The sequence below is a fragment of the Providencia vermicola genome (genome assembly GCF_020381325.1).
In the GTDB taxonomy this organism is placed as follows: Bacteria; Pseudomonadota; Gammaproteobacteria; order Enterobacterales; family Enterobacteriaceae; genus Providencia; species Providencia vermicola.
Genome location: NZ_JAGSPI010000008.1, coordinates 1 through 24,546, shown reverse-complemented (window position 1 = coordinate 24,546; position 24,546 = coordinate 1). Strand labels below are relative to the sequence as shown.

The 24,546-nt window shown below is 42.0% G+C and carries 23 protein-coding genes and 1 rRNA gene; 17 read left to right on the top strand and 7 right to left on the bottom strand.

The genetic code is table 11. From position 1 onward, the window contains the following. The first annotated feature begins 34 nt into the window (after positions 1-34). The 11 genes from pilM to trpS all read left to right on the top strand — a co-directional run bounded on the left by pilM (position 35) and on the right by trpS (position 9,862). Positions 35-916 carry a pilus assembly protein PilM gene (gene pilM, locus KDJ85_RS12710; RefSeq protein ID WP_225819979.1) on the top strand — a complete coding sequence of 294 codons (882 nt, stop codon included), beginning with the start codon at positions 35-37 and terminating at the stop codon, positions 914-916. A 3-nt stretch (positions 917-919) separates the two neighbouring features. Continuing rightward, positions 920-1,474, top strand: a complete 555-nt coding sequence (locus KDJ85_RS12705; RefSeq protein WP_225819978.1) for a PilN domain-containing protein — start codon at positions 920-922, stop codon at positions 1,472-1,474. Further along, entirely contained in the window at positions 1,467-2,018 is a 552-nt protein-coding gene (locus KDJ85_RS12700) for a hypothetical protein (RefSeq protein ID WP_225819977.1), read from the top strand. The genes KDJ85_RS12705 and KDJ85_RS12700 overlap by 8 nt, the downstream gene beginning before the upstream one ends. Continuing rightward, positions 2,011-3,066 carry a transporter gene (locus tag KDJ85_RS12695; protein ID WP_225819976.1) on the top strand — a complete coding sequence of 352 codons (1,056 nt, stop codon included), beginning with the start codon at positions 2,011-2,013 and terminating at the stop codon, positions 3,064-3,066. Before KDJ85_RS12700 ends, KDJ85_RS12695 begins: the two co-directional genes overlap by 8 nt. Before the next feature lie 506 nt (positions 3,067-3,572). Beyond that, a complete protein-coding gene (gene aroK, locus KDJ85_RS12690) occupies positions 3,573-4,094 on the top strand; it encodes a shikimate kinase AroK (RefSeq protein ID WP_047756505.1) in 522 nt (173 codons plus the stop codon). Positions 4,095-4,141: 47 nt separating this feature from the next. Beyond that, positions 4,142-5,230 carry a 3-dehydroquinate synthase gene (gene aroB, locus KDJ85_RS12685; protein ID WP_225819975.1) on the top strand — a complete coding sequence of 363 codons (1,089 nt, stop codon included), beginning with the start codon at positions 4,142-4,144 and terminating at the stop codon, positions 5,228-5,230. 297 nt (positions 5,231-5,527) lie between these two features. Beyond that, complete coding sequence (locus KDJ85_RS12680; protein ID WP_225819974.1) at positions 5,528-6,436, top strand: SPOR domain-containing protein; 909 nt, start codon at positions 5,528-5,530, stop codon at positions 6,434-6,436. Positions 6,437-6,518: 82 nt separating this feature from the next. Continuing rightward, entirely contained in the window at positions 6,519-7,421 is a 903-nt protein-coding gene (gene dam, locus KDJ85_RS12675) for an adenine-specific DNA-methyltransferase (RefSeq protein WP_206085207.1), read from the top strand. Between the two features lie 15 nt (positions 7,422-7,436). Next, positions 7,437-8,111 (top strand): ribulose-phosphate 3-epimerase, encoded by a 675-nt coding sequence (rpe, locus tag KDJ85_RS12670; protein ID WP_206085208.1) that lies wholly within the window; start codon positions 7,437-7,439, stop codon positions 8,109-8,111. Then, complete coding sequence (locus KDJ85_RS12665; RefSeq protein ID WP_225819973.1) at positions 8,108-8,800, top strand: phosphoglycolate phosphatase; 693 nt, start codon at positions 8,108-8,110, stop codon at positions 8,798-8,800. The genes rpe and KDJ85_RS12665 overlap by 4 nt, the downstream gene beginning before the upstream one ends. Before the next feature lie 18 nt (positions 8,801-8,818). Next, entirely contained in the window at positions 8,819-9,862 is a 1,044-nt protein-coding gene (trpS, locus tag KDJ85_RS12660) for a tryptophan--tRNA ligase (RefSeq protein WP_225819972.1), read from the top strand. Between the two features lie 74 nt (positions 9,863-9,936). Here the strand turns inward: trpS and KDJ85_RS12655 are convergent, their stop codons facing one another. Both KDJ85_RS12655 and KDJ85_RS12650 read right to left on the bottom strand, forming a co-directional pair. Beyond that, positions 9,937-10,503, bottom strand: a complete 567-nt coding sequence (locus KDJ85_RS12655) for a YceI family protein (protein WP_225819971.1) — start codon at positions 10,501-10,503, stop codon at positions 9,937-9,939. Between the two features lie 88 nt (positions 10,504-10,591). Further along, positions 10,592-11,269: a hydrolase gene (locus KDJ85_RS12650; RefSeq protein WP_225819970.1), complete on the bottom strand. Its 678-nt coding sequence runs from the start codon at positions 11,267-11,269 to the stop codon at positions 10,592-10,594. A 265-nt stretch (positions 11,270-11,534) separates the two neighbouring features. On the opposite strand from KDJ85_RS12650, the gene KDJ85_RS12645 reads away from it, so the two are divergent. Beyond that, entirely contained in the window at positions 11,535-12,410 is an 876-nt protein-coding gene (locus KDJ85_RS12645) for a pirin family protein (protein WP_206085212.1), read from the top strand. Positions 12,411-12,453: 43 nt separating this feature from the next. Here KDJ85_RS12645 and KDJ85_RS12640 read toward each other — a convergent pair whose 3' ends face one another. Further along, the gene (locus tag KDJ85_RS12640; RefSeq protein WP_225819969.1) at positions 12,454-13,359 is read right to left on the bottom strand and encodes a LysR substrate-binding domain-containing protein; all 906 of its coding nucleotides are present in this window, start codon (positions 13,357-13,359) and stop codon (positions 12,454-12,456) included. Between the two features lie 172 nt (positions 13,360-13,531). On the opposite strand from KDJ85_RS12640, the gene KDJ85_RS12635 reads away from it, so the two are divergent. Together KDJ85_RS12635 and KDJ85_RS12630 are read left to right on the top strand one after the other, a co-directional pair. Beyond that, entirely contained in the window at positions 13,532-15,217 is a 1,686-nt protein-coding gene (locus tag KDJ85_RS12635) for an ABC transporter ATP-binding protein (RefSeq protein ID WP_225819968.1), read from the top strand. Further along, on the top strand, positions 15,210-16,838 hold the full coding sequence (locus KDJ85_RS12630; RefSeq protein WP_225819967.1) for an ATP-binding cassette domain-containing protein: 1,629 nt from the start codon (positions 15,210-15,212) through the stop codon (positions 16,836-16,838). Before KDJ85_RS12635 ends, KDJ85_RS12630 begins: the two co-directional genes overlap by 8 nt. Here KDJ85_RS12630 and yiiM read toward each other — a convergent pair. Both yiiM and sodA read right to left on the bottom strand, forming a co-directional pair. Continuing rightward, positions 16,835-17,515 (bottom strand): 6-hydroxyaminopurine reductase, encoded by a 681-nt coding sequence (gene yiiM / locus KDJ85_RS12625; RefSeq protein ID WP_225819966.1) that lies wholly within the window; start codon positions 17,513-17,515, stop codon positions 16,835-16,837. The genes KDJ85_RS12630 and yiiM overlap by 4 nt on opposite strands. A 142-nt stretch (positions 17,516-17,657) precedes the next feature. Beyond that, positions 17,658-18,284, bottom strand: a complete 627-nt coding sequence (gene sodA, locus KDJ85_RS12620) for a superoxide dismutase [Mn] (RefSeq protein ID WP_225819965.1) — start codon at positions 18,282-18,284, stop codon at positions 17,658-17,660. A gap of 418 nt (positions 18,285-18,702) precedes the next feature. Here sodA and acs point away from each other — a divergent pair, with 418 nt between their 5' ends. From acs to actP, 3 genes are all read left to right on the top strand, one after another. Continuing rightward, positions 18,703-20,658, top strand: coding sequence for an acetate--CoA ligase (gene acs / locus KDJ85_RS12615; RefSeq protein ID WP_225819964.1), 1,956 nt, complete (start codon positions 18,703-18,705; stop codon positions 20,656-20,658). A 195-nt stretch (positions 20,659-20,853) separates the two neighbouring features. Then, positions 20,854-21,165 carry a DUF485 domain-containing protein gene (locus KDJ85_RS12610; RefSeq protein WP_225819963.1) on the top strand — a complete coding sequence of 104 codons (312 nt, stop codon included), beginning with the start codon at positions 20,854-20,856 and terminating at the stop codon, positions 21,163-21,165. Next, a complete protein-coding gene (actP, locus tag KDJ85_RS12605) occupies positions 21,162-22,811 on the top strand; it encodes a cation/acetate symporter ActP (RefSeq protein WP_225819962.1) in 1,650 nt (549 codons plus the stop codon). The genes KDJ85_RS12610 and actP overlap by 4 nt, the downstream gene beginning before the upstream one ends. Positions 22,812-23,019: 208 nt before the next feature. Here the strand turns inward: actP and KDJ85_RS12600 are convergent, their stop codons facing one another. Both KDJ85_RS12600 and rrf read right to left on the bottom strand, forming a co-directional pair. Then, a complete protein-coding gene (locus KDJ85_RS12600) occupies positions 23,020-23,448 on the bottom strand; it encodes a ubiquitin family protein (protein WP_225819961.1) in 429 nt (142 codons plus the stop codon). A gap of 984 nt (positions 23,449-24,432) precedes the next feature. Next, positions 24,433-24,546: ribosomal RNA gene (gene rrf / locus KDJ85_RS12595) — 5S ribosomal RNA — on the bottom strand; the annotation flags it as partial.

Sequence of the window (24,546 nt, the reverse complement as noted above, 5' to 3'; positions counted from 1 at the left end):
CGTAATTTAACCGTTAATGATAAGGAAATTAACTATGTACACATCAAAATGGAACATTGGGATCGATATCTATCAAAATAAAATTCAATTAGTTGCCACAAAACAACGCCGTAAATACTGGTCTTTATGTGAATGTTGGCAACAGCAACTCCCTTTCGAAATCACTGAGAATTCAGATCCAGAACAACACCAAATTCTACTGAAAGTTTTAACGCAGTGGCGTCAGAAATTACCGAAAAACTGTACCGTTTCTATTGCCTTGCCCGCTGTTCGTACGTTAAAACAGCAACTGTCATTGCCGAACCAAGTCCATCTGCAACAGCCTGAACTAAGTTGGTATCTGCAATCTCAAGCTAAAAAATGCTTTCCAATGAATGTTCATGAGCTCGCCATTGACTATCGCGTGATCAATCAACACGTTTACCTTAATGGGGCTCGAAAAGCGGATATCACCTTTTGGCAAAATTTATTAACACAAAGTGGTTTTAATTTACTGGCCATTGATGTCGCCCCTGTCGCATTGCGTTATGTTGCTCGCCATTGCCAATTACCTGACGATGCATGGTTAGTGCATTATAGACAGGGTGAATGGTTATGGTCAGGGCCCATTAGTCTACCTACAAATTATAATCATGTTCTAGATAATGAAATCACTTCCCTTTCACAGCTTTTACCTCATCTGGATACAGAAAGCCACGCTTCAACTTTGCCTGTTTACCTCATTACCGACCATCCAAATATAGACCAACCACTCGATACCACAAATCCACAAACCAACCATAACTGCCATGCTCAATGGCAATCATACAGATGGGAACTACGACAAGCCTTTCAACACCATAATCTAAAACTGCCACGCCAATTAGGGGACTTCGTGATCGCAGCTGGGCTGGCGCTACGCCATGGGGATATTTAAGACATGAAAAACACAAATCTATACCAAGTCAATTTTTTACCTTGGCGGCAACAAAAAATAATGAAAAAAAAACATGAATTTATTCTTTTCACTAGCGCACTGTGCTGCTCCACACTTACTGCTTGTTGTTTTTTATATATATTTCAACAGATTGACCTTAATAACAAACAAGTTTCACTATATAGCACACAAGAAAAAAGCCAGCAAATCCAGCAATTAAGCCTGAAGATAGTGCATCAACAGACTCAATTAAACCAACTGATTGAAAAACAAAACAAATATAAAGTCATTGAGCAAAACAACCGTGCACTACTGGTTTTACTGCGTAGCTTACCAACGATAACGCCGTCAAAAAGCTGGCTGACCTCTTTTCAGCTCATTAATGATCAACTCAATATCAAAGCTAATAGCTATGACTTTCAAAATATGGCTCTTTTTAGCCAGCAACTGGAAAACCAAAAAAATTTAAGTGAAGTTCAATTAAAACAACTCAGCCGAAATCAGCAATTAAATAGCCTGCATATCGCAGCAAAACATCAAGGAGAGGTAAATGAATGAAACATTCCATGCCTTTTGGTATCGCTCTTTTTGGCGGCAAACCTTACCCGTTGTTGTCTTTATTGGATTGTTTCTATTTGTGGGCTATTTTATTTATTGGGAGAAGTCTTCAATACAACTCATTGAATTAGAAAATGAAATAACTCATTTATCTGACTACATTCAAAAGGAAGAACAACGAATTCAACAACTGCCTCCACTCTATCGGTTAGCACAACAAATTGAAAACCTTGAAAAACACACTGTGTTTGATAACCGCCCTCTGGCACTATTTTCGCATTTTAATGCACTCATGAGTCAGTCCGCCGTTACACTCAATAAGCTTCAACCTATAAATAATAACGAAGGCTATTTTATGGAAATACAAGGTAGCTTCACCGAAATCTATCATTTTATACAAAAGCTGATTTCTTCACCCTCTCCCCATAAATGGCATTACTCAGAAGTCACGCTTAACCCGAAAAAAAATATATTGGTTGCATCAATGACACTGTCATCAATAATTCATTTAACCACTCTCAAGGATGAAAATGGCCATGAATAACACTTTAATCTCTGCTGTAAGGCTAATAACTGTTTTTTTGATATTTATGTTTAACGCTGCTGTTGCAGAGCAAATTCGCGACCCTTTTGTCCCACTCTTGCCAATTGAGGAAAATATTACCCCTCAAGCCACCAAGCATTCTTTACCTTTAGAGGCCAATAACGAGGTTTGGATTGAGAAAATTTTCACATTAGTCTCAATGAAAGCGCAAGAGATTCACCAATTACTAAAACAGCCTGAGACAACTTTATTGTCAAAAAACGCAACCATTCATCACGAGGCGACAACAAATAGCGTGATCATTAAAGATAGCCAAGAACGCCTCACTCTCATTGAAGAATGGATAAAACAAAAAGATTTACCTCAACAACAAGTTCAGATCACCGCGCATATTATTAGCAGTAGTAAAACGGCACTACAGGAGTTAGGCCTTGAATGGGGATTACTTGCTGGCAATACAACACACAGCCGGCTTAATCGCTATAATCGCTACCACTTTGCACCCGGGCAATTTTCATTTAACGTCTTAAAACTAAGCGAAGGTTTACTTGAAATGAAGCTCAATGCGTTAGAAAAAGAAAATCTATTGTCTATTATTGCCAGCCCACGTCTTATGGCTTCACACCAACAAGCCGCGAGTATCCAACAAGGCACCGAAATCCCTTATGTCACCAGTAGTGAAAAGAAGACTCATGTACAATTTAAGGATGCTGTCTTAGGTATGGATGTAACACCCACGATTATCCGTGATGAAAAAGTAGAATTGAACCTAAAAATTAGCCATAACTCGCCAGATACAGCGCTCACTAGCAGTCAAAATCACCATTTAGCGATAAACAAACAAGAAATCGCCACCTCAGTCACCATTAAAAATAATGAAACCCTAATATTGGGTGGAATTTTTCAGCAAAAACAAGAAACAACACAAACGGGTCTGCCTTTCCTTTCTCATGTCCCTCTTTTAGGAGCATTGTTTACAAATAGCGCAAAACACATCGACAAACGGGTTCTCGTCGTTTTTATTACACCAAAACTTATCAATATTTAGTATGAGTAAAATAACATCTATACTTCAACTAGTTGAATAGACAATAAGCCAAAGAGCACAAAAAAAAACTTTTTTTATGCCATAAACCTACCGGATAAATTTGACGCTGACGTCGTTTTAGCATACAAGGTTATCCATTGAATGTTCTAACTATCCTTAGATTAAAGAACAAGCTGTCAGTCGCTGATAAAACAGCCACAATAATTTTGCTCTACAATTAACAGAAATTATATGCACCTAATGGTATTCTAAATCTGTTAAAAATCATGCTAAACAATGCATTAGGCAATAACGACGGCTCAAATATAGAAACCTGTAATTGAAAATATGGCACTTTGTTCGCTTAGTGCCATATTTATATAGTTGCAATCCTAGTTGATGTGTTGAGATAATTTTCCTATCTGATCTCACATCATCACTAATGAGGTTTCAGTTTAGGTCCCGCTGCTAATTTTTTATTGGCGGGGCGGGTTCATTAACGAATAATCGTAGTAATACCAAAAAACATGGCAGAGAAACGCAATATCTTTCTGGTTGGACCGATGGGCGCTGGCAAAAGCACTATTGGCCGTCAGTTGGCACAACAGCTTAATATGGAGTTTTTCGACTCTGATCACGAGATAGAAAAACGCACCGGCGCGGATGTCGGCTGGGTATTCGACCTTGAAGGCGAAGAAGGCTTTCGTGATCGCGAAGAAAAAATCATCAATGAACTCACAGAGAAACAAGGCATTGTATTAGCGACAGGTGGCGGTTCTGTTAAGTCTAAAGAGACCCGCAACCGTTTATCCGCTCGCGGTGTCGTTGTCTATCTCGAAACCACAATTGAGAAGCAACTTTCTCGTACACAACGCGATAAAAAACGACCACTGTTACAGGTTGATGAACCTGCGCGTGAAGTACTCGAGAAATTGGCTGACGAACGCAACCCTATGTATGAAGAAATCGCAGATATTACCATTCATACGGATGAACAAAGCGCCAAAGTCGTTGCTAGCCAAATCATCGAAATGTTAGAAAAAAACTAATTTATCATCGTGTTATTTTGTCAGTAATGAATTCAAGGTAGAACAAGATGGAAAAGGTCACCGTTACGCTGGACGAACGCAGTTATCCAATCAATATTGCACCTGGGTTATATAACCAAACAGGTGCATTTTGGCCATTAACTGCAGGTCAACGAGCAATGATAGTGACAAACGAAACACTGGCACCCATTTATCTTGAGAAGATAAAACGTGTTCTAGAGGCTTCTGGTGTCAAAGTGGATTCCATCACCCTACCCGATGGCGAACAGTATAAATCATTGTTTATTATGAATGATGTATTTACTGCATTACTGGAAAAACACCATAACCGCGATACTACCCTCATCGCTCTTGGTGGGGGCGTTATCGGTGATTTGACAGGTTTCGCTGCTGCAAGCTATCAACGTGGTGTTCGCTTTATTCAGGTTCCAACGACATTGCTATCTCAAGTAGATTCTTCTGTCGGCGGTAAAACCGCAGTCAATCATCCATTAGGGAAAAATATGATTGGGGCATTTTACCAACCTGCCTCTGTTGTCATCGACCTCGATTGCTTAAAAACCCTCCCACCAAGAGAGCTCGCTTCTGGCCTCGCTGAAGTCATTAAATATGGCATCATCCTTGATGGTGAATTTTTCACTTGGTTGGAAAACAACATTGATGCACTGGTTGCTTTGGATAACCAAGCAATGGCTTACTGTATCCGCCGTTGCTGTGAACTCAAAGCACAAGTTGTGGCTGCCGATGAAAAAGAAACCAGCGGCCTTAGAGCATTACTTAACCTAGGCCATACCTTCGGTCATGCTATCGAAGCACATATGGGGTACGGTGTCTGGTTACATGGTGAAGCCGTCGCTGCGGGAATGGTCATGGCGGCTAAAACCGCTGAATTAATTGGCCAATTCACGCCAGCGCAAACACAACGCGTTATTACACTGTTAGAACGCGCCTCACTCCCAGTCAAAGGCCCTTCACAAATGAAGCCGGATGATTACCTACCGCATATGATGCGTGATAAAAAAGTGATGGGGGGAAAATTACACTTAATCCTACCAACCACTATCGGGCACTCAGAAATGCGTTCAGATCTTGATTCGCAAACGGTAATTGCCGCAATAACATCCTGTACGCCATAAAATTATGACAAAATGGCCTTTTGCATCGCCAAAAACAAAGAAAATGCCTAATTTATACTGGTGTTTTAAAATGTTACTGGTAGATGCAGTTCAAAGTCGTTAAATTATACGGTATGCCTACGCCTCTACACGAACTTCAAAAAAGCATACAAAAAAATACCATTCTGGTTAGCATGGTATCGCGAAAGAATCTATGCTTTAAAAGTGAGCAACAAAGCTCTATTTGGTCGTTAACAGGCTGTACTGATAAGAGACATTTTATCTCTACTATAGGCAAATTTTATTCGGGAGAGGAAAATGGACGAATTTAAACCAGATAACCAGCCACAAGGTCAAAATGACCTTAGGCCAGATACATCAGACAGACCAACAGGGCGTTCTCGTCAATCGACGGCTGTAAAACCAAAAATTGCCTTATCACGCCAACACATCATGATTGGTGTCGGTGTACTTGTTTTATTACTACTGATTATTGCCATCAGTTCTGCATTAAAAGCCCCGACAGAACACGAACGCCAGCAAACAACCAGTAATAATAGTGGGCAAAACATTGATTTATCTGGCTCTTCCTCTTTGACCAATACTCAAAGTCAACCCCAGCCAGGACAAGCCCAAGAAATTACAGGTTCACAAATCACGCCAACACCAACCCAAGGTGAGTTGCAAACTCAGCCTAATGGTTTAGGTGAGCGAATCGAAATTCCTGGTGATGTTGTTGATGCCTTAAACCAAGGCCAAGTCCCTACACCGGGCACAACACAACCACAGAATGTAACACCACTGAATCCACCCGTTGTTAAACCTGTTGAGCAACAGCCAACGGTGAAACCAGTAACACCAGAAAGAACACAACCAAAAGCGGTAGAGCCGAAACAGCCAGCTCAACCAAAGCAACCGACAAAAGCCGCTGCAACGACCAATAATCAAAGCAGTAATGTTATGTCTGCACCAGCAGGAAGCTATACGCTTCAATTAAGCAGCGCCAGCCGTTCAGACACATTGGAAGCTTTTGCAAAAGAAAACAAACTTGCCAACTACAAGGTTTATAAAACTATTCGTAATGGGCAAACTTGGTATGTTCTTATTCACGGTAACTATAATTCAGTCACTGACGCAAAAAATGCAATAGGGACATTACCTGCTGCTGTTCAAGCGAAAAAACCGTGGGTGAGAAATATGAAACAAGTCAAACAGGATCAAAAATAACAACGTTTTCCCCCGGGCGCATTATGTTGTCCTGACAGAGTAGAAATGCAGTTACTCTAAACGATTGTAATAATAAGACGGCATGAAAAAAAAACGCGCTTTTTTAAAATGGGCTGGGGGTAAATACCCCCTAGTGGAAGAAATTAAAAAACACCTTCCACTAGGCGATTGCTTAATTGAGCCTTTTGTTGGTGCAGGGTCAGTGTTTTTGAATACCAGTTATAATTCATACATACTGGCAGACATCAACAGTGACCTCATCAATCTCTATAATACAGTTAAACACCGAACTGACTTTTTCATTGAAGAAGCCCAGCGCATCTTCACACCTGAATTTAATACCTCAGAACAGTATTATTTGATGCGCGAAGCGTTTAATAACTCCGATGATACGGAAAAACGCAGCGTGCTTTTTTTATACTTAAATCGCCACTGTTATAATGGTTTGTGCCGTTATAATTCAAAGGGTGAATTTAACGTGCCTTTTGGCCGCTACAAAAAACCCTACTTCCCCAAAGAAGAACTTTTGTGGTTTGCCGAAAAAGCGCAACAAGCCACCTTTATCACCCAGCACTATGGTGAAACCTTGTTAAATGCAAGGGAAGGCTCCGTCATATACTGCGATCCTCCTTATGCACCACTGTCTGAGACCGCTAATTTTACGGCTTACCACACCAATTCCTTTAGTGCGCTAGAACAACAAAATCTGGCGATTTTGGCACATAAACTGTCAACAGAAAGCAAAATCCCTGTATTGATATCAAATCATGATACCCCCTCAACCAGAGAGTGGTATCATCAAGCTCAATTGCATATTGTTAAAGTACGTCGCACCATTAGTAGAAATATATTAAACCGTAGTAAAGTCAATGAATTACTGGCTTTATATACGAATGAACTTAATAGCCTTTCTCCTAGAAAAACGAATAAGAAAAAAACGCAACAACCTGTACCTAGCGCTGAATGGCTCTCAGATAACGACTAATACTCGGAGACAATAATGAAAAACTTCCTCATTGCCCCATCTATTTTATCTGCTGACTTTGCCCGTTTAGGCGAAGATACCGCCAAGGTTCTCGCGGCAGGTGCAGATATCGTGCATTTTGATGTTATGGATAACCATTATGTTCCTAATCTGACTTTTGGTGCGCCAATTTGTAAGGCATTGCGTGATTACGGTATTACCGCACCAATTGATGTGCATTTGATGGTAAAACCTGTCGACAGAATCATTCCTGATTTCGCAAAAGCAGGAGCAACACACATTAGTTTCCACCCTGAAGCCAGCGATCACGTTGACCGTTCATTGCAACTAATCAGAGAAAGCGGCTGTACAGCGGGCCTGGTATTTAACCCAGCAACCCCTCTGAGCTACCTTGATTATGTAATGGACAAAGTAGACATGATTTTACTGATGTCGGTTAACCCGGGCTTTGGTGGCCAATCCTTTATCCCACAAACCCTCAATAAATTGCGCCAAGTCCGTAAATTAATTGATGAAAGTGGTTATGATATTCGTTTGGAAGTCGATGGCGGAGTGAAAGTAAATAATATCGCAGAGATTGCTGCAGCGGGTGCCGACACTTTTGTCGCAGGCTCGGCTATTTTCGATCAACCAGATTACAAAACCGTTATCGATGCAATGCGTGTTGAATTACAAAAGGTATCTCAATGACTCAAGTTGTATTAGAGAATATCAAAGCTGTTGCTTTCGATTTAGATGGAACCCTTGTTGACAGTGCTGGTGGCTTAGCAGAAGCCATCGATAACATGCTAAACGATTTTGGTTTCCCCCCTGCGGGCAAAGAACGCGTCTCAGTTTGGGTTGGTAATGGTGTCGATGTCTTAGTTGAGCGGGCGCTCACTTGGGCTAATGCCACCATCACCCCTGATTTGCAAAAACAAGCTCGCCAAAGCTTTGATAAATATTATGCCGTGTCTGTCACAACAGGCAGCGAGTTGTTCCCTGAAGTCAGAGAAACGCTCGAACAGATGGCGAAATATGGGCTACCAATGGGAATTGTGACAAACAAAGCAACTCCCTTCATTGCCCCACTGCTAAAAAAACTGAATATCGACCACTATTTCTCCCTTGTGCTAGGCAGCGATGATGTTAAAGCCTTAAAACCGCATCCTGCACCCCTTTATTTAACAATGGGGATTTTCGGTTTACACAAAGAAGAATTGCTTTTTGTCGGTGATTCCCGTAATGATATTATCGCAGCGCGAAACGCTGGATGCCCGTGTGTCGGTCTGACCTACGGTTATAACTATGGTGAATCTATTGCATTGACTGAACCTGACTGCGTGTTAACCCATTTTTCAGGCCTATTACCTGCAATCGGTTTATCTGAAATAAAATAAGCAAGGACATAATTTAAAATGAGCACTCCCACTGAAAAACTAAAGCAATCCCAGAAACCTATCGTATTCAGCGGCGCACAGCCTTCCGGTGAATTAACCATCGGTAACTACATGGGTGCATTACGTCAGTGGGTACAGATGCAAGATGATTTTGACTGCATTTACTGTATCGTTGACCAACACGCAATCACCGTTCGCCAAGACCCTGTCGAACTGCGTAAAAGAACCCTCGATACCCTCGCACTCTACTTGGCCTGTGGCATTGACCCGAAAAAAAGCACTATTTTCGTGCAGTCCCATGTACCACAACATGCACAGCTCAGCTGGGCGCTGAATTGCTACACTTATTTCGGCGAATTAAGCCGTATGACGCAGTTCAAAGACAAATCAGCGCGCCATGCCGAAAACATCAACGCAGGTTTATTTGACTACCCCGTATTGATGGCAGCGGACATTTTGATTTACCAAACTAATCAAGTTCCTGTTGGTATCGACCAGAAACAACACCTTGAACTGAGCCGCGATATCGCGCAGCGTTTCAATGCCATTTATGGTGATATTTTCACAGTTCCAGATCCATTCATCCCAACAGGTGGCGGTGCACGTGTCATGGCACTGCAAGATCCCACCAAGAAAATGTCCAAGTCTGATGACAACCGCAATAACGTCATTGCACTACTTGAAGACCCAAAATCGGTTGTGAAGAAAATCAAACGTGCCATGACAGACTCTGAAGAGCCGCCTCGCATTCGTTATGATTTAGAAAACAAACCGGGTGTTTCCAACTTGTTGGATATCATGGCTGGTGTGACAGGTAAGAAAATTGCAGAATTAGAAGCAGAATTTGAAGGTCAAATGTACGGTCATCTTAAAGGTGCCGTTGCAGAAGCGGTATCTGAGATGCTGACTGGCTTACAGGCGCGTTACCATGAGTTCCGTAATAACGAAGCATTGCTGAACCAAATAATGGATGAAGGTGCCACCAAAGCTGCTGCTCGCGCTCAAGAAACCTTGGACAAAGTGTACGAAGCGATCGGCTTTGTAAAACGTCCTCAGCTGTAATTCCTATCTCATGCAAATAAAACGGGGAACATAGACATCCCCGTTTTATTTTTTACCATTAAGAACCCTACCCACTACTGCTTAATAGCTTCAGCTTGAATTTTGATGGTCACATTTTTAGTCATGCCATCTTTCACTAAGAAATCAACGCCCCACTGCGCACGGTCAATGGTTGTTTCAAAATCGCCACCACACACATCAGCGTTAAAAATAGGACTGAAATAGCACCCAAATTTGGTCGTTTTGAGCTGAACAGGATGTGATTGCCCTTTCATGGTCAGCACACCATCAATAGAAACGGGTTTATTATCAGCAAAATTCCATTCGGTGGATTTAAATTCAATCGTTGGATACTTTGCGGCGTCTAGTATATCGGCGCTTTTAATATGGTTATCAAAACCACTTAAACCTGTATTTAATGTTGATACAGGGATAGAAATATTTACACTACCTGTTGATTTTTCAGGTGAATAATTCATATTGCCGCTGATATTATGAAACCCACCACTATTGGTAGAAGTATTGAAGTGGTCAATATAAAACACCGCTTTGGTATGAGTTGGGTCTAATTTATAGTCTGCTGCCTGCGCAGTTCCAAAAACCAATAAAGATGCCAATAACGGCAGTGCGATTTTGTTCATTGCGTGATCCAAAAATAGAGTGAGAATAGATAGCCCTTTGTATTAAAAGGCTATCTTTAATTCATGAGTTAAATACTTACAGGGTTGATTAGCGTTCTGAATCTAGTTGTTCATTATTTTTCAAAACGTCCTGCGCTTTACTATAGCTTTCGATAAGCAATTGATAAGCAGGGAAAATCTGTGTATACGCCATCGCCCATTCAGCCGCATCCTCACGGTTCCAAGTTCCTTGCAACTCAGATGCAACTGCCGCCGTATCCATCGGTACTACACCTGCTTGAACCACGCGTGCTAACGTAATTTCTTGCGCCATTTTGCTGTAAGTGCCTGATGCATCAATCACAACAAAAACTTGATAGCCATCCATCACTGCACTAATAGCAGGGAAAGCCATACAAACACTGGTGATGGTGCCAGCAATAATTAGCTGTTTTTTGCCTGTCGCTTTCACAGCTGCAACAAATTCAGGGTTGTCCCACGCATTGATTTCACCACGACGAGCAATGTATTGCGCATGAGGGGCATTTTGATGGATTTCAGGGATCAGAGGGCCATTTGGGCCTTGTGGTACAGAAGCCGTAGTAATCACTGGAATATTTGCCAGTGAAGCCATTTTGGCAAGAACCGCAGCGCGAGCACGCAATTCAGTCATCGGCATATCACCGACAGTTTGGAAAAGCCCGCTTTGGTGATCAATTAATAACATCACCGCATCATCTGGGTTAATAACAGGACGCTGACCATTAAAATTCGCTGGAATACTCATAATAAAACCTCTCAAACGATGAAGTAAGAAATCTATTTAGAATGAAAAATAGAACGATATCCGCTCCGTTTTCGTGTTATTTAGATTAATTCATCGATTTGAGCCTGAGTAGTCCGAGTTTTGATAAACACTGTTCTATAAATAGAATAATCCCCATAACCCTGATTGTTCTTTTATTAGAACAATGAAACCTATTTTTGCTACTACTCGACGTTTTACCACTGCTTTATGATTGGCTCATCAAAATAGAATTCGGAGTCTCACCATGAAAAAAATTATTGGCATCTATCAATCTCCACGGAGCCATTGGGTTGGTGATGGTTTCCCTGTTCGCTCAATGTTTAGCTACAGCAACCACGGGAAATACCTAAACCCTTTCTTACTACTCGATAGAGCGGGGCCATTTGCATTCCCAAGCTCAGATGCCGCGAATCGTGGTGTCGGTGAACACCCACATCGTGGGTTTGAAACAGTCACGATTGTCTATGATGGGGAGGTCGCTCATCACGATTCAACGGGGGAAGGTGGCGTCATTGGCCCAGGGGATGTTCAGTGGATGACGGCAGCATCGGGTATTTTGCACCAAGAATACCAGTCTGATGACTTTATGAAAAAAGGCGGCACTCTTGATATGGTGCAATTGTGGGTCAATTTGCCTGCAAAAGACAAATCTGCCGCACCTGGCTACCAGCTACTGGAAAGTCAAACGATGCCGAACGTCACGCTGCCTAATGACGCAGGCACACTGCGCGTTATCGCAGGGGATTACTTAGGTCATAAAGGGGCAGCAAAAACCTTTACCCCATTAGATGTCTGGGATTTACAGCTCAATAAAGGCAAAACAGTTGGTATTCAGACTAAATCTGGTCGTAATGTAGGGTTAGTGATGTTACGTGGCTCAATATTTGTTGATGGGCGTTCAGCCTTAAATGAAGGTGAGCTGATGATCCTTGATGATACGCAGAGCAATATTGTGTTAGAAGCAACAGAAGACGCATTGGTGTTGCTATTAAGCGGCGACCCAATTGATGAACCTGTTGTTGGCTATGGCCCATTTGTCATGAATAGCATGGAAGAAATTAATGAAGCCGTAAATGACTTCAACAGTGGCAAATTTGGCCGTATTCCTGAAACGCAATAAATAACGCATTATCCCTCGGTAGCACTAGGCTATCGGGGGATTTCTATTTGACTGACGGCGAAATGTTATCAGCCAAATAATTCAGTAATAATTGCACGGATGGTAATAACCCTTTGCGAGAAGGATACACCGCATGAATAATATCTTCAGGGAAACGCCATTCAGGCAACACTTCGACTAACTCTCCCGACACAATTTCCTTTTCCACCACCCCATAAGGTAACCTCGCAATACCAATCCCCTTGAGTGCAGCACGGTACAAGGTCAACACGTCAGTTGTGGCCAATTTAGGGGTAAAATGCTGCGTAAAGCTGAGATCATTGCTATTTTTTAAGGTCAGTGTGTAATTCTGCGAATGTTCTGTATTCGCCAAGATAGGGTAATCCACCAGTTTTTCAGGCTCAACAGGTGCACCTTGCTCTGCAAATAACTGGGGGCTCGCGACCAATATCCTGCGTGAGTACCCTAGCACTTTCATCATCAACCCCGAGTCATCAAGCGGTAAAGAACGCACTCTAATTGCCAAATCTAACCCTTCACTAATTACATCAACGGGGCGATTGACCGCTAAGATTTGAATATCAATATCAGGATATTGCACCATAAAATCCACCAGCAACTCGTTCAAATAAACCTGCAATAATGCCACTGGACATGAAAGTTTAATGGTGCCTTTAGGATGGGACTGCACGGAGCAAATGAGCTCATGGGCAATTTCCGCTTCATCCACCACATTTTTACACTGCTGATAAAACACTTGCCCCACTTCAGTAACATGAAACTGACGTGTTGAGCGGTAAATTAATGAAACATTGAGCTTTTGCTCTAAATCGGCAATGCGTCGGCTCAGCTTAGATTTTGGGATCCCTAATGCTAAACCGGCTTGGGAAAAGCCGCCATGTTCGACCACTTTGACGTAGTAATAGAGGTCATTTAAATCATATTGCATCTTACTTTCCCCAATCCTCTTGCGATGTCATTTCGTTATCTTACTCAAAACATAGGAAACGTCACTCTTTTCTGCCCTGCAAACAAAACAAATAGTCTGGTCAGCAAAACAACTAAATCCCTTAAATAAAGCGAAATAAATTACAGTGATAGATTCGCTATGGAGGTTTTGTATGTACCGCGCACTTTGGACATTGCTTCGTCCCTACCGCTCAATTTTACTGGTTGCTGTGATTTTACAAGCCATCGCAGGTCTTTGCTCCCTCATACCATGGGTAGCCATCAGCCAAGTTGCCGTATCACCCGTTCATCAATATACTCACTGGGCCATTATCGCCTGCATTGGGGGAATAAGCTGGTTAATTTGCCAAACGCTCGCCATGTACCTCACTCACCAAACAGACAATCGTTTGTGCCACCAGCTTCGACTACAACTACTTGATAAAATAGGAAAACTACCCTTACATCACTTCACCCAGCAAGGTAGAGAGGGTATTTCACAGGTGATTGACCGTGATGTGCGCTATCTCCACCAATTAACCGCTCACGCGCCTGCCGATCTCACTAAACTGATGATAGTACCCGTTGCTGCCATACTCATTTTGCTCTGGCAAAACGTATTACTCACACTTTTTTGCCTTATCCCTTTAGTCGCCGCAGTTTTTTTGTTCCGCGTAATGCAAGCACCACGTTACCAACACTTATATACTGCTCGCAATGAAACCATGGGGCACCTCTATAGCCAATATGCTGAATTAGCCGATAACCCTTTACTCGCTAGGCAATACCCAAACCAAGGGATACAAAAACGAGCATCACTCGCACTGCTAGATTTTGAAACCGCTTTTATGCGTTGGATTGGTAAAATTGGTGCATTAAGTTCACTCACCCAAATCGGTATCAGTGCCACCTTACTGTCTTTCTGGGTCATTTTAGGGGCGATATTGCTTCCCAGCCCCATTTCACTCGCGCAAGTTATTCTATTTATTTTATTAATACAAAGTATCGCGGCACCCGTTGCAGCCATGGGGCACGGTGCTGATGCATTAAACCTTGCGGTCAGTGCCTCACAACGTATTGAAAAATTATTGAATGAGCCTGAAATGCAATACGGCAAAAAAACGCTCGATACAATATCTTGCCACCTCCAACTGACTCAAGTCAGCGTTGTTCTTAGCAACAAAACCCTTTTATCTCAAATTGATATCGATATTGCTAACGGTGAACTCATCGCGATAGTCGGGCCTTCGGGTGCAGGAAAAAGCACATTATTACAGCTCATGGCGCGCTTTTTAGACCCTTCACAAGGTACTGTTTTATTTAACCAAATACCGTTACCTGAACTCTCATTAATCGCGTTAAATCAACAGGTTGCCATTGTAATGCAAAACCCGCAGCCTATGCCCTGCTCACTAAGGGAAAACTTACAGTTTTTCGCCCCTCACGCTACAGAAAGTGACATGAATCGCTACCTTGAAGCCCTCAATTTATTACCACTGGTGCAACAATCCCCTAAAGGCCTCGATAGTGTGATTGGAAAAGAAGTGCTGTTATCGGGTGGAGAATCCCAGCGGCTCGCCATTGCCCGAGCTTTATTATCTCCTGCACCATTATTGCTGTTCGATGAACCCACCTCAGCATTAGACCCACAAAATGCTCAGCGAGTGTTGTCACTACTGCAATCTGACGCGAGAACTTGCGTATTAGTGACTCATCATCTAGGCAGCTTAAACCTCGCTAATCGAGTCTTGCTACTGAAAGAAGGCCAGCTAATAGCCCAAGGCTCCCACAAAGACTTAGCAAATACATCAATGGATTATCAGCAATTACTGCGTGCTTTGGAGGAAAACCATGCTTAAATCCTTATTATATACAGTACGCAGCGCCATTTTTTGGATGGTATTTGCGGCTATTTTAGATGGGATCTGCGGGTTATTACTGGTATATGTTATTTTCAGTTGGTCATCAGACATCATGGTACCGACGGCTTTACTGACGGTATGTAGTCTGATATCCGTTATGATCACCTTTATTGCCACCCAAAAAGGCTATTTAGCTGGGGGGTTAGTGATGCGCTACCTCACTAACGCGTTAATTCGCCACTTACCCTTGTCGTTACAGCCAATAAAAAATGCCAATCACCTAGTGGCTGGGCCTGTTTCACACATTATGTCGGTTCCCGCGCATTTATTGCACCCCATAATTAGCGGACTAATCACGCCATTTGCTGTCGTATTGGGCGTATTTCTCTACCAACCTACTTTTGGATGCATGCTTTTATTCGTTGGGTTGGTTTTATTATTTACCTTACGCCTTTGCGGTCAAAAAATGGCTTTTTTTGAACAACAAACCCATGTATCTGAACAAGATGTTATTCGCCAACTCGACCAATTTGCGCTCCACCAGCCGCTAATCCGACGAGCTGGAGTAAGCCAGCTACAGCACCAACAACTCACCTGTGCATTAGCGTCACAGTACCAAACACAAAAACAATTACAGCGCCAAAGTTTGCCATTCCATTTACTATTTTCAGGCACTATCCAAATCATTTTTATCGCTTTATTTTATTTAGGTATTCAAAAAATGAACCAAGGTGACATGCCATTGAGCTTATGGTTAGCAGGGATGGTGTTATTAGCAAGATTCATTGAACCTCTTTGGCTTCTTTCGCATTTAAATCAATCAGTAAGACAAGCCAAAAAATCGATTAAACAGATTGAGTCCGCATTGATTACCCCTGAATTAACGTTTCCCTATCGAGCCCCTGCCCCTGAAAGTAACGATATCCGTTGCCAACAATTATCTTTCTATAATGATGAAAAAAAACGAATTTTAAATAATCTTACTGTCAATTTTGCTCATAATACTTTCACAGCTATCGTTGGCCCATCTGGTGCAGGGAAAAGCACACTCTTAAGCTTACTAGCTCGTCTGCAAGACCCGACTCAGGGCTTCATCAGTTACGGTAATAAAAACCTGACGGAGTTATCCCAAGAAGCATTATGTTCAAAGCGTGGGGTTTTATTACAAGACAGTGCGCTATTTCGCGGTAATGTACGCCAAAACCTAACATTAGAAGAGCCTAATATTGATGACCGAGAGGTTAACACTCTGCTTTCACTGTTAAATTTTGAGGATATTCCTGATTTTTTAAACCGAGACGTCGGCGCGAGCGGTATGGCACTTTCAGGTGGGCAAAAACAGCGTCTATGTATTGCACGGCTACTTCTTCGCCACCCAGATATCATTTTAATGGATGAACCAACAGCAAGCCTAGATACCATCAATACCGCTTCTGTGATTTCCTTAATAACTAAAACAAATCAACAAACTCGCATTGTCGTCACTCATCACCCTCACCTTGCGTGTTTAGCAGATAACATCGTGTATATGGAGGATGGAGAGATTATTGCTCAAGGCAGCCATACGGAACTTATGACTGGTACACCTTGGTACCAGCAATTTATCGGTCACTCCTAACTCCGTTTACCAAATAAACGGTGGTTAAACTCTTCAATACGATGATTATTGAGGCGGTTTTGCATCGTTAGGCTCCAACTGGCAGATAACCCCGCTGCACTGAGAAGTCTATGATACAGCTGCTCATCATAAGGGGCGTGAAATGCAATCATTATCGCCTCTTGTACTGAAACCTCACTGTTGCGGCTCAATAGTGTTATCGGTGAATTAGCACTGACATTCCCCGTTTTAATGACGCGATATAACCACCCACAACGGCCGTTGTCTTGCATGATTTGAGCGAAGTTTTCCACGCCAGTTAGGCCGTTGAGCTTATAGCAAGGAGAGCGGGGTTGAGTGACCTGAATTCGCGCATCTCCCCATGCATAGATATCGCCAATAAATACATTCTCTTCGGTCATTCCCATCGTGGATATATTTTCACCAAATGCTGATGCCATAAACAAATCGTCTTGTTCAGGATACGCATTTAGCCAAAATTCATAGTGGTCACGAGGATAGTGGCAAAGCGCTCTATCAGGCCCGCCATGAAAACGTGTTTCTGCTTGCTCGTCGCCCTCTAACCCAAGCTGCCCCAACGCCAATAACCCATCTACCGCATGTTTATGAATCGCACTTCGACCGCAAGATTGCGTTGTTTGGACTTTACCGATAAAGACTTGGGGTAAGAATGACATGGGCGGCGCTCTCCACATAAATTGGTGACGAAGCCCTTATCATAAAGAATGCCAATCGAGATAACAATCAAATGGACAGGAAATAAAAAAGGCGCAGCACCATCGATGCTACGCCCACTTGAGACTTAATTAAAAAGTCTAATTATTTAGCTTTTGAAGCGAAACGTGCCGCTGCTTCGTCCCAGTTAACCACTGACCAGAACGCTTTGATGTAATCAGGGCGACGGTTTTGGAATTTCAGGTAATATGCGTGTTCCCACACATCTAAACCGATGATTGGGTAGCCTGAAGCGCCAGAAATCGCTTCACCCATTAATGGGCTGTCTTGGTTAGCAGTTGATACAACAGCTAATTTACCGTCATCTTTCAGAACCAGCCACGCCCAACCAGAACCAAAGCGAGTTGCTGCGGCTTTCTCAAATAGCTCTTTGAATGCATCAACGCTACCAAAATCACGCTCGATAGCCGCTTTCAAGTCGCCTTTTAATTCAGTGTTTAATTTCAAACCTTTCCAGAACATGCTGTGGTTTGAGTGGCCACCTGCATTGTTACGTACAAAAGTACGTTGATCAGCTGGAATTTGGTCTAATTTTTGAATAAGAACGTCAATATCAAGACCCGCTAATTCAGGTAATTTTTCTAACGCCGTGTTGGTGTTAGTCACATAGGTTTGATGGTGCTTAGTGTGGTGGATTTCCATGGTTTGCTTGTCAAAATGTGGTTCCAACGCATCATAAGCATAAGGTAAAGCTGGTAATGTATAACTCATTTTATTGTCTCCAGTGACGTAAATACCACTATGTTTCTCATTTTCACCACAAGGTTCATAGGGTATGGCACTTGCGTAGTTTCGCACCTTGTGAATTTCTTTCTATTATAGTTATTTTACTGTTAATGAAAATCATTATCAAACCCATGATAAAATTGTGGTCTTTTGCATTCCCTATGAGAATTAGTTTATACAGTAACTAATACCAATATCTACACGATTTATTTTTCTTTACATCCAACAATTTCAATATTTTTAGATTAATATTTCAATATGGGATTTAGCATCAAATGATAATCCTGCAAATCTCATTACAATTAATACGTGATCTTCCGCGCAAAAGAAAAACAAATTTATATTTCGTGCTTTAGTTAACCATTTTTTGACATAGTATTAACATCTGCAAGGAGATAATAATATGACTCAAATAACTAAACATCCCGTTCCTGCTGAAATTGCAAAAAATGCCCTGATTACAGAACAACAGTATAACGATGAGTACCGACGCTCGATTCAAGACCCTGAAGGATTTTGGGGCGAAAAAGGAAAAATCGTTGATTGGATTAAACCATATACCCGTGTCAAAAATACCTCTTTTGACCCTGGTCATATTGATATTCGTTGGTTTGAAGATGGCACTTTAAATTTAAGTGCAAACTGCTTGGATCGCCATCTGGCTGAAAAAGGCGATCAAGTCGCGATTATTTGGGAAGGCGATGATCCTTCATCGTCAAAAAATGTCACTTACCGCGAACTGCATCATGATGTGAGCCAGTTTGCGAACGTCTTAAAAAAACAAGGCATCCGCAAAGGGGATGTCGTGGCGATTTACATGCCAATGGTCGTCGAAGCGGCGGTCGCCATGCTAGCGTGTGCACGTATTGGTGCTATCCATACTGTCATTTTCGCGGGTTTCTCTCCTGAGGCGGTCTCAGGTCGCGTTATTGACTGCAAAGCGAAGCTGATTATCACGGCAGATGAAGGCTTACGCGCAGGGCGCGCTATTCCACTGAAGAAAAATGTGGATGACGCCTTAACTAATCCACAAGTCACCACGGTTGCAAATGTCATTGTCTACCAACGTACAGGCAATGTTCCGAGCTGGGTCGAAGACCGCGACTTATGGTGGCATGATGTCACTCAAGGCGTTAGCGCTGATTGCCCACCAGAGGAAATGAGCGCGGAAGATCCGCTGTTTATTCTGTATACCTCTGGCTCAACAGGCAAACCCAAAGGGGTTCTCCACACCACTGGTGGTTATCTGGTTTATGCCACTCTCACATTTAAATATACCTTTGACTACCATCCTGGTGAAGTCTATTGGTGTACCGCCGATGTGGGCTGGGTAACAGGTCATAGCTATTTACTCTATGGGCCATTATCCAACGGCGCAAAAACCGTGATGTTTGAGGGTGTGCCAAATTACCCATCCGTTAACCGAATGAGTCAGGTCGTTGATAAGCACCAAGTCAATATTCTTTATACCGCACCAACCGCTATCCGTGCATTAATGGCGGAAGGCGACAAAGCAATTGAAGGTACTGACCGTAGCTCATTACGCATTCTTGGTTCTGTTGGCGAGCCAATTAACCCTGAAGCGTGGGAATGGTTCTACAAGAAAATTGGTAATAGCCGTTGCCCAGTGGTCGATACATGGTGGCAAACCGAAACGGGTGGTTTTATGATCACGCCGCTGCCAGGCGCAACGATGTTAAAACCAGGTTCTGCTACATTACCTTTCTTTGGTGTCCGTCCTGCACTCGTGGATAACCTCGGTGAACCTATCGATGGGGCAACCGAAGGTAACTTAGTGATTGTCGATTCATGGCCAGGTCAAGCCCGGACTTTATTTGGCGATCACGAACGCTTCGAGCAAACCTATTTCTCTACCTTTAAAGGTATGTACTTTAGTGGAGATGGTGCTCGTCGTGATGAAGATGGTTATTACTGGATCACCGGCCGTGTTGACGATGTATTAAATATCTCAGGTCACCGTTTAGGAACCGCAGAGATTGAATCCGCCCTCGTCTCACATCCAAAAGTGGCAGAGGCCGCTGTGGTTGGTATCCCTCATAATATTAAAGGGCAGGCAATCTATGCCTATGTCACATTAATATCGGGAGTTGAACCCTCTCCTGAGCTGTACACCGAAGTTCGTAATTGGGTACGTAAAGAAATAGGCCCAATCGCAACGCCGGATGTTCTTCACTGGACGGATTCTTTGCCGAAAACCCGTTCTGGTAAAATCATGCGCCGTATCCTACGAAAAATTGCATCAGGGGACACTAGCAACTTTGGAGATACCTCCACGCTGGCAGATCCAGGTGTTGTCGAAAAACTACTCGAAGAAAAACAGTCTATGAGTATGTCATAACGCCAAAAGGCCAACTCATAAAGGCGGCCTTACATACATCCCAACAAGATGGTTTACTCTAAATAATTCGAGGTGCAGCTAGGCGACAAGCGAACGAATCACGAGGAGCATACATAAGTATGTGACTCGTGTGAGTGAGTGCAGTCAACAAAGCTGCAATTTGAAGTATGACGAGTATAACAGAGGAGAACTCTGATGAATGCTACTGCTTACGAAAAGGTAGAGGATAACCCTCGCTTCAAAGAACTGGTTAGAAAACGTAGTCGCTTTTCATGGTTGTTATCAGTAATAACGCTTGTCCTGTATGTTGGTTTTATTTTTCTTATCGCTTTTGACCCTAGCTGGTTAGGTACACCAATCTCGGAAGGTTCGTACATCACAAGGGGGATCCCTGTGGGTGTTGGGCTAATCGTCATTTCGTTTGTACTAACTGGGCTATACGTTATCCGTGCTAACGGTGAATACGACCGTTTAACGGCCGAAATTTTAAAAGAGGTAGAAAAATGAAATATTTGCTCTCACTCATTCTCTTTTTTACCTCATCAATGGCGTTTTCCGATGCATTGACAGGGGATGTTGAACGCCAGCCTGTTAATATTCAGGCCATAGTGATGTTCTTACTGTTCGTTGGCTTTACGTTATATATCACTTACTGGGCGTCAAAAAGAACGCGTTCTCGTTCTGATTACTACACGGCAGGCGGGAAAATTACAGGCTTTCAAAATGGGATGGCAATTGCTGGAGACTTTATGTCCGCTGCCTCCTTCTTAGGGATCTCCGCTCTGGTTTATACCTCTGGCTATGATGGGCTAATTTACTCAATTGGTTTCTTAATTGGTTGGCCGATCATTCTATTCTTAATTGCTGAGCGCTTACGTAATTTAGGTCGATACACTTTCGCAGATGTTGCATCCTATCGACTAAAGCAAAGACCAATTCGAATTTTATCTGCGGTAGGCTCACTGGTCGTCGTCGCACTCTATCTCATTGCTCAAATGGTAGGTGCAGGTAAATTAATCGAATTATTATTCGGCCTTAATTACCATGTGGCGGTTGTAATAGTGGGTATCTTGATGGTGTTGTATGTCCTGTTTGGTGGAATGTTAGCAACCACATGGGTACAAATCATCAAAGCGATTTTATTGTTAGCGGGTGCAACATTCATGGCGGTTATGGTCATGAAGCACGTCGGCTTTAACTTTAATACTTTGTTCAAGGAAGCTGTCGCCGTTCATAAAAATGGTATTGCCATTATGAGTCCAGGGGGACTCGTTTCCGACCCAATATCTGCTTTATCACTAGGCTTAGCCCTGATGTTCGGTACAGCAGGTCTTCCTCACATCATTATGCGCTTCTTTACGGTTAGTGATGCCAAAGAAGCCCGTAAGAGCGTTTTCTATGCAACAGGGTTTATTGGTTACTTCTACATATTAACCTTCATTATTGGTTTCGGGGCCATTGTTCTGGTCAGCTCAAACCCTGCATTTAAAGATGCAGCTGGTGCGCTAATTGGCGGTACCAATATGGCAGCCGTTCACCTTGCTGATGCTGTTGGCGGTAACTTCTTCCTTGGCTTTATTTCTGCGGTTGCTTTCGCCACCATCCTTGCGGTTGTTGCGGGTTTAACACTTGCAGGTGCCTCAGCGGTATCCCATGACCTTTATGCGATGGCAATGAAGAATGGTAAAGCAGACGAAAAAGATGAATTACGCGTCTCAAAAATTACAGTCGTGATCTTAGGTTTTGTTGCAATTGGTCTAGGTATTTTGTTTGAAAAACAAAACATTGCCTTCATGGTTGGTTTGGCATTCTCCATTGCAGCAAGTTGTAACTTTCCGATTATTTTACTGTCCATGTACTGGCGAAAACTCACCACTCGCGGTGCATTAGCAGGCGGTTGGTTCGGGTTAATTACCGCGGTTGTCTTGATGATTTTAGGGCCAACCATCTGGGTCAGTATCCTACATCATGAAAAACCAATCTATCCTTATGAATACCCAGCTCTTTTCTCCATGGCTGTTGCTTTCATTGCATCATGGTTATTCTCTGTGACAGACAATTCAGAACAAGGAAAAATGGAAAGAGAACGTTTTAAAGAGCAGTTTATTCGCTCACAAATTGGTTTGGGTATCGAACAAGGTAAATCACACTAACATCACCTAATTGCCACCCAAAACGGCTCAGAATATCGAGCCGTTTTTTTATTGTCAGCTTTTTAGAGGTGATATTTTACTATCCATTCACTTTTTGAATAAAAGCCACAGTCAGCTCACCAAAACAAAAAAAATCCTTCTTTCTACATAGAGAAGAGAAGGATATTGATAATATTTAAGGACTTATTTTTGTTTTCGTTATTTGTTGCTATCTTGCGTAGTGTTGTCTTTCTACATCAGCCCAATTTTCTACAAGTGAATAAAACTCAACCGAGTTTGTTTTTCTCTCATCTTGTAATTTTTTGAATTCTTGTTTATTTTTCGGTGTATAACGAGAAAGTAATTGGTCTAATACAACATGTTTATCTGCAAATAGGGAATCTAATTTTAGCATTTTAAACAATGCTACTGTGATAATCCCACTGATTGCTAACATACCCATAACGGACGCAAAACTATACTCAATCCCAAGGAAACCTCTCGCAGCATTTAGCAGTAAAAAGGGTACAAAAAACATCACTAACAAAGAAAGAATCGTTGCACCATCTTGGCCATTGTTAAATTCTTTCTCTTTCTGATTATTCACAGAAAGGATTTGATCAAAAATTTTATGATTAGCGCTTTTTGTTTTATTCATGTGATCCACCTTTGGTACAGAGGTTTTGTTTACAAGAAATACAACGCATAAGAAGGTATAACTTGCTTAGCCGGCCTATCTTTCGTATCAGAACGCGAGTTTCTTTCCTTTGAGAATTTCATTTATAAGCAAACTTCATCGATAACATGATAACTAGATGCACCATTAATGACTTTGAATCAGTATAAATGCAAGTAAATGAAACATCAATTTAACAATTTTTATATAAAAAAATAAACAATTGCCTGTTTTTTTACCCAATATTCGCTCACAGAATAAGGTTTTATCATATGAGTAAAATTGATTAATATTCTTTTATTTATTGATTTTTATAGCTTTACCATTTAAAAAATGGACATTTCTGAGTTATTAATTAAAACCATAAAAACCATAAAATTGATAAATATTATATAACGGGATCAGAACAAACAAGCCAGATAATAACGTTAAGTCATTATTATTTTTAATAGATCATAATTTATCTATTACTAATGAGATAAAAAATAGCCGTAAATGAAAGCCACCTATCTTTTAACCTACCAGATTTATCGCTATAGCGACTATCTATACATAGACGCAATCAATTGAATGGTAAAAAGCAGAATAAAAGCGTGGGAACAATAAGCAATGTGATAACCCCTGTTAATTGCTAAGTGAACTACTGATTGGCTTATAACTAGCTGATGAGGGGCTTTGTCGCTTCATCTCCATACTTTACCAGCGTTGAAAAAGACAGAGCCAAAAATAGGAATCCCCGCTAATCTTTATCAAATCCACTTACGCAATCAAAAAACACGTTAATTGCTGAGTGGATTATTGATTAACTTATGGCTTTTGAGTCTCTTCCTCTTTCAACCATAAAAATAGCGGGCAGAGTAAACAAAACGAAGCATACCGAACGGCTCAACCACCGTAAACTGAGTCATTTTTATTTCCCCAAACGCAAAAAAGCCACCCAATGGGTGGCTTTTTCACTAATTTAATGTCTGGCAGTTCCCTACTCTCACATGGGGAGACCCCACACTACCATCGGCGCTACGGCGTTTCACTGCTGAGTTCGGCATGGGGTCAGGTGGGACCACCGCGCTATTGCCGCCA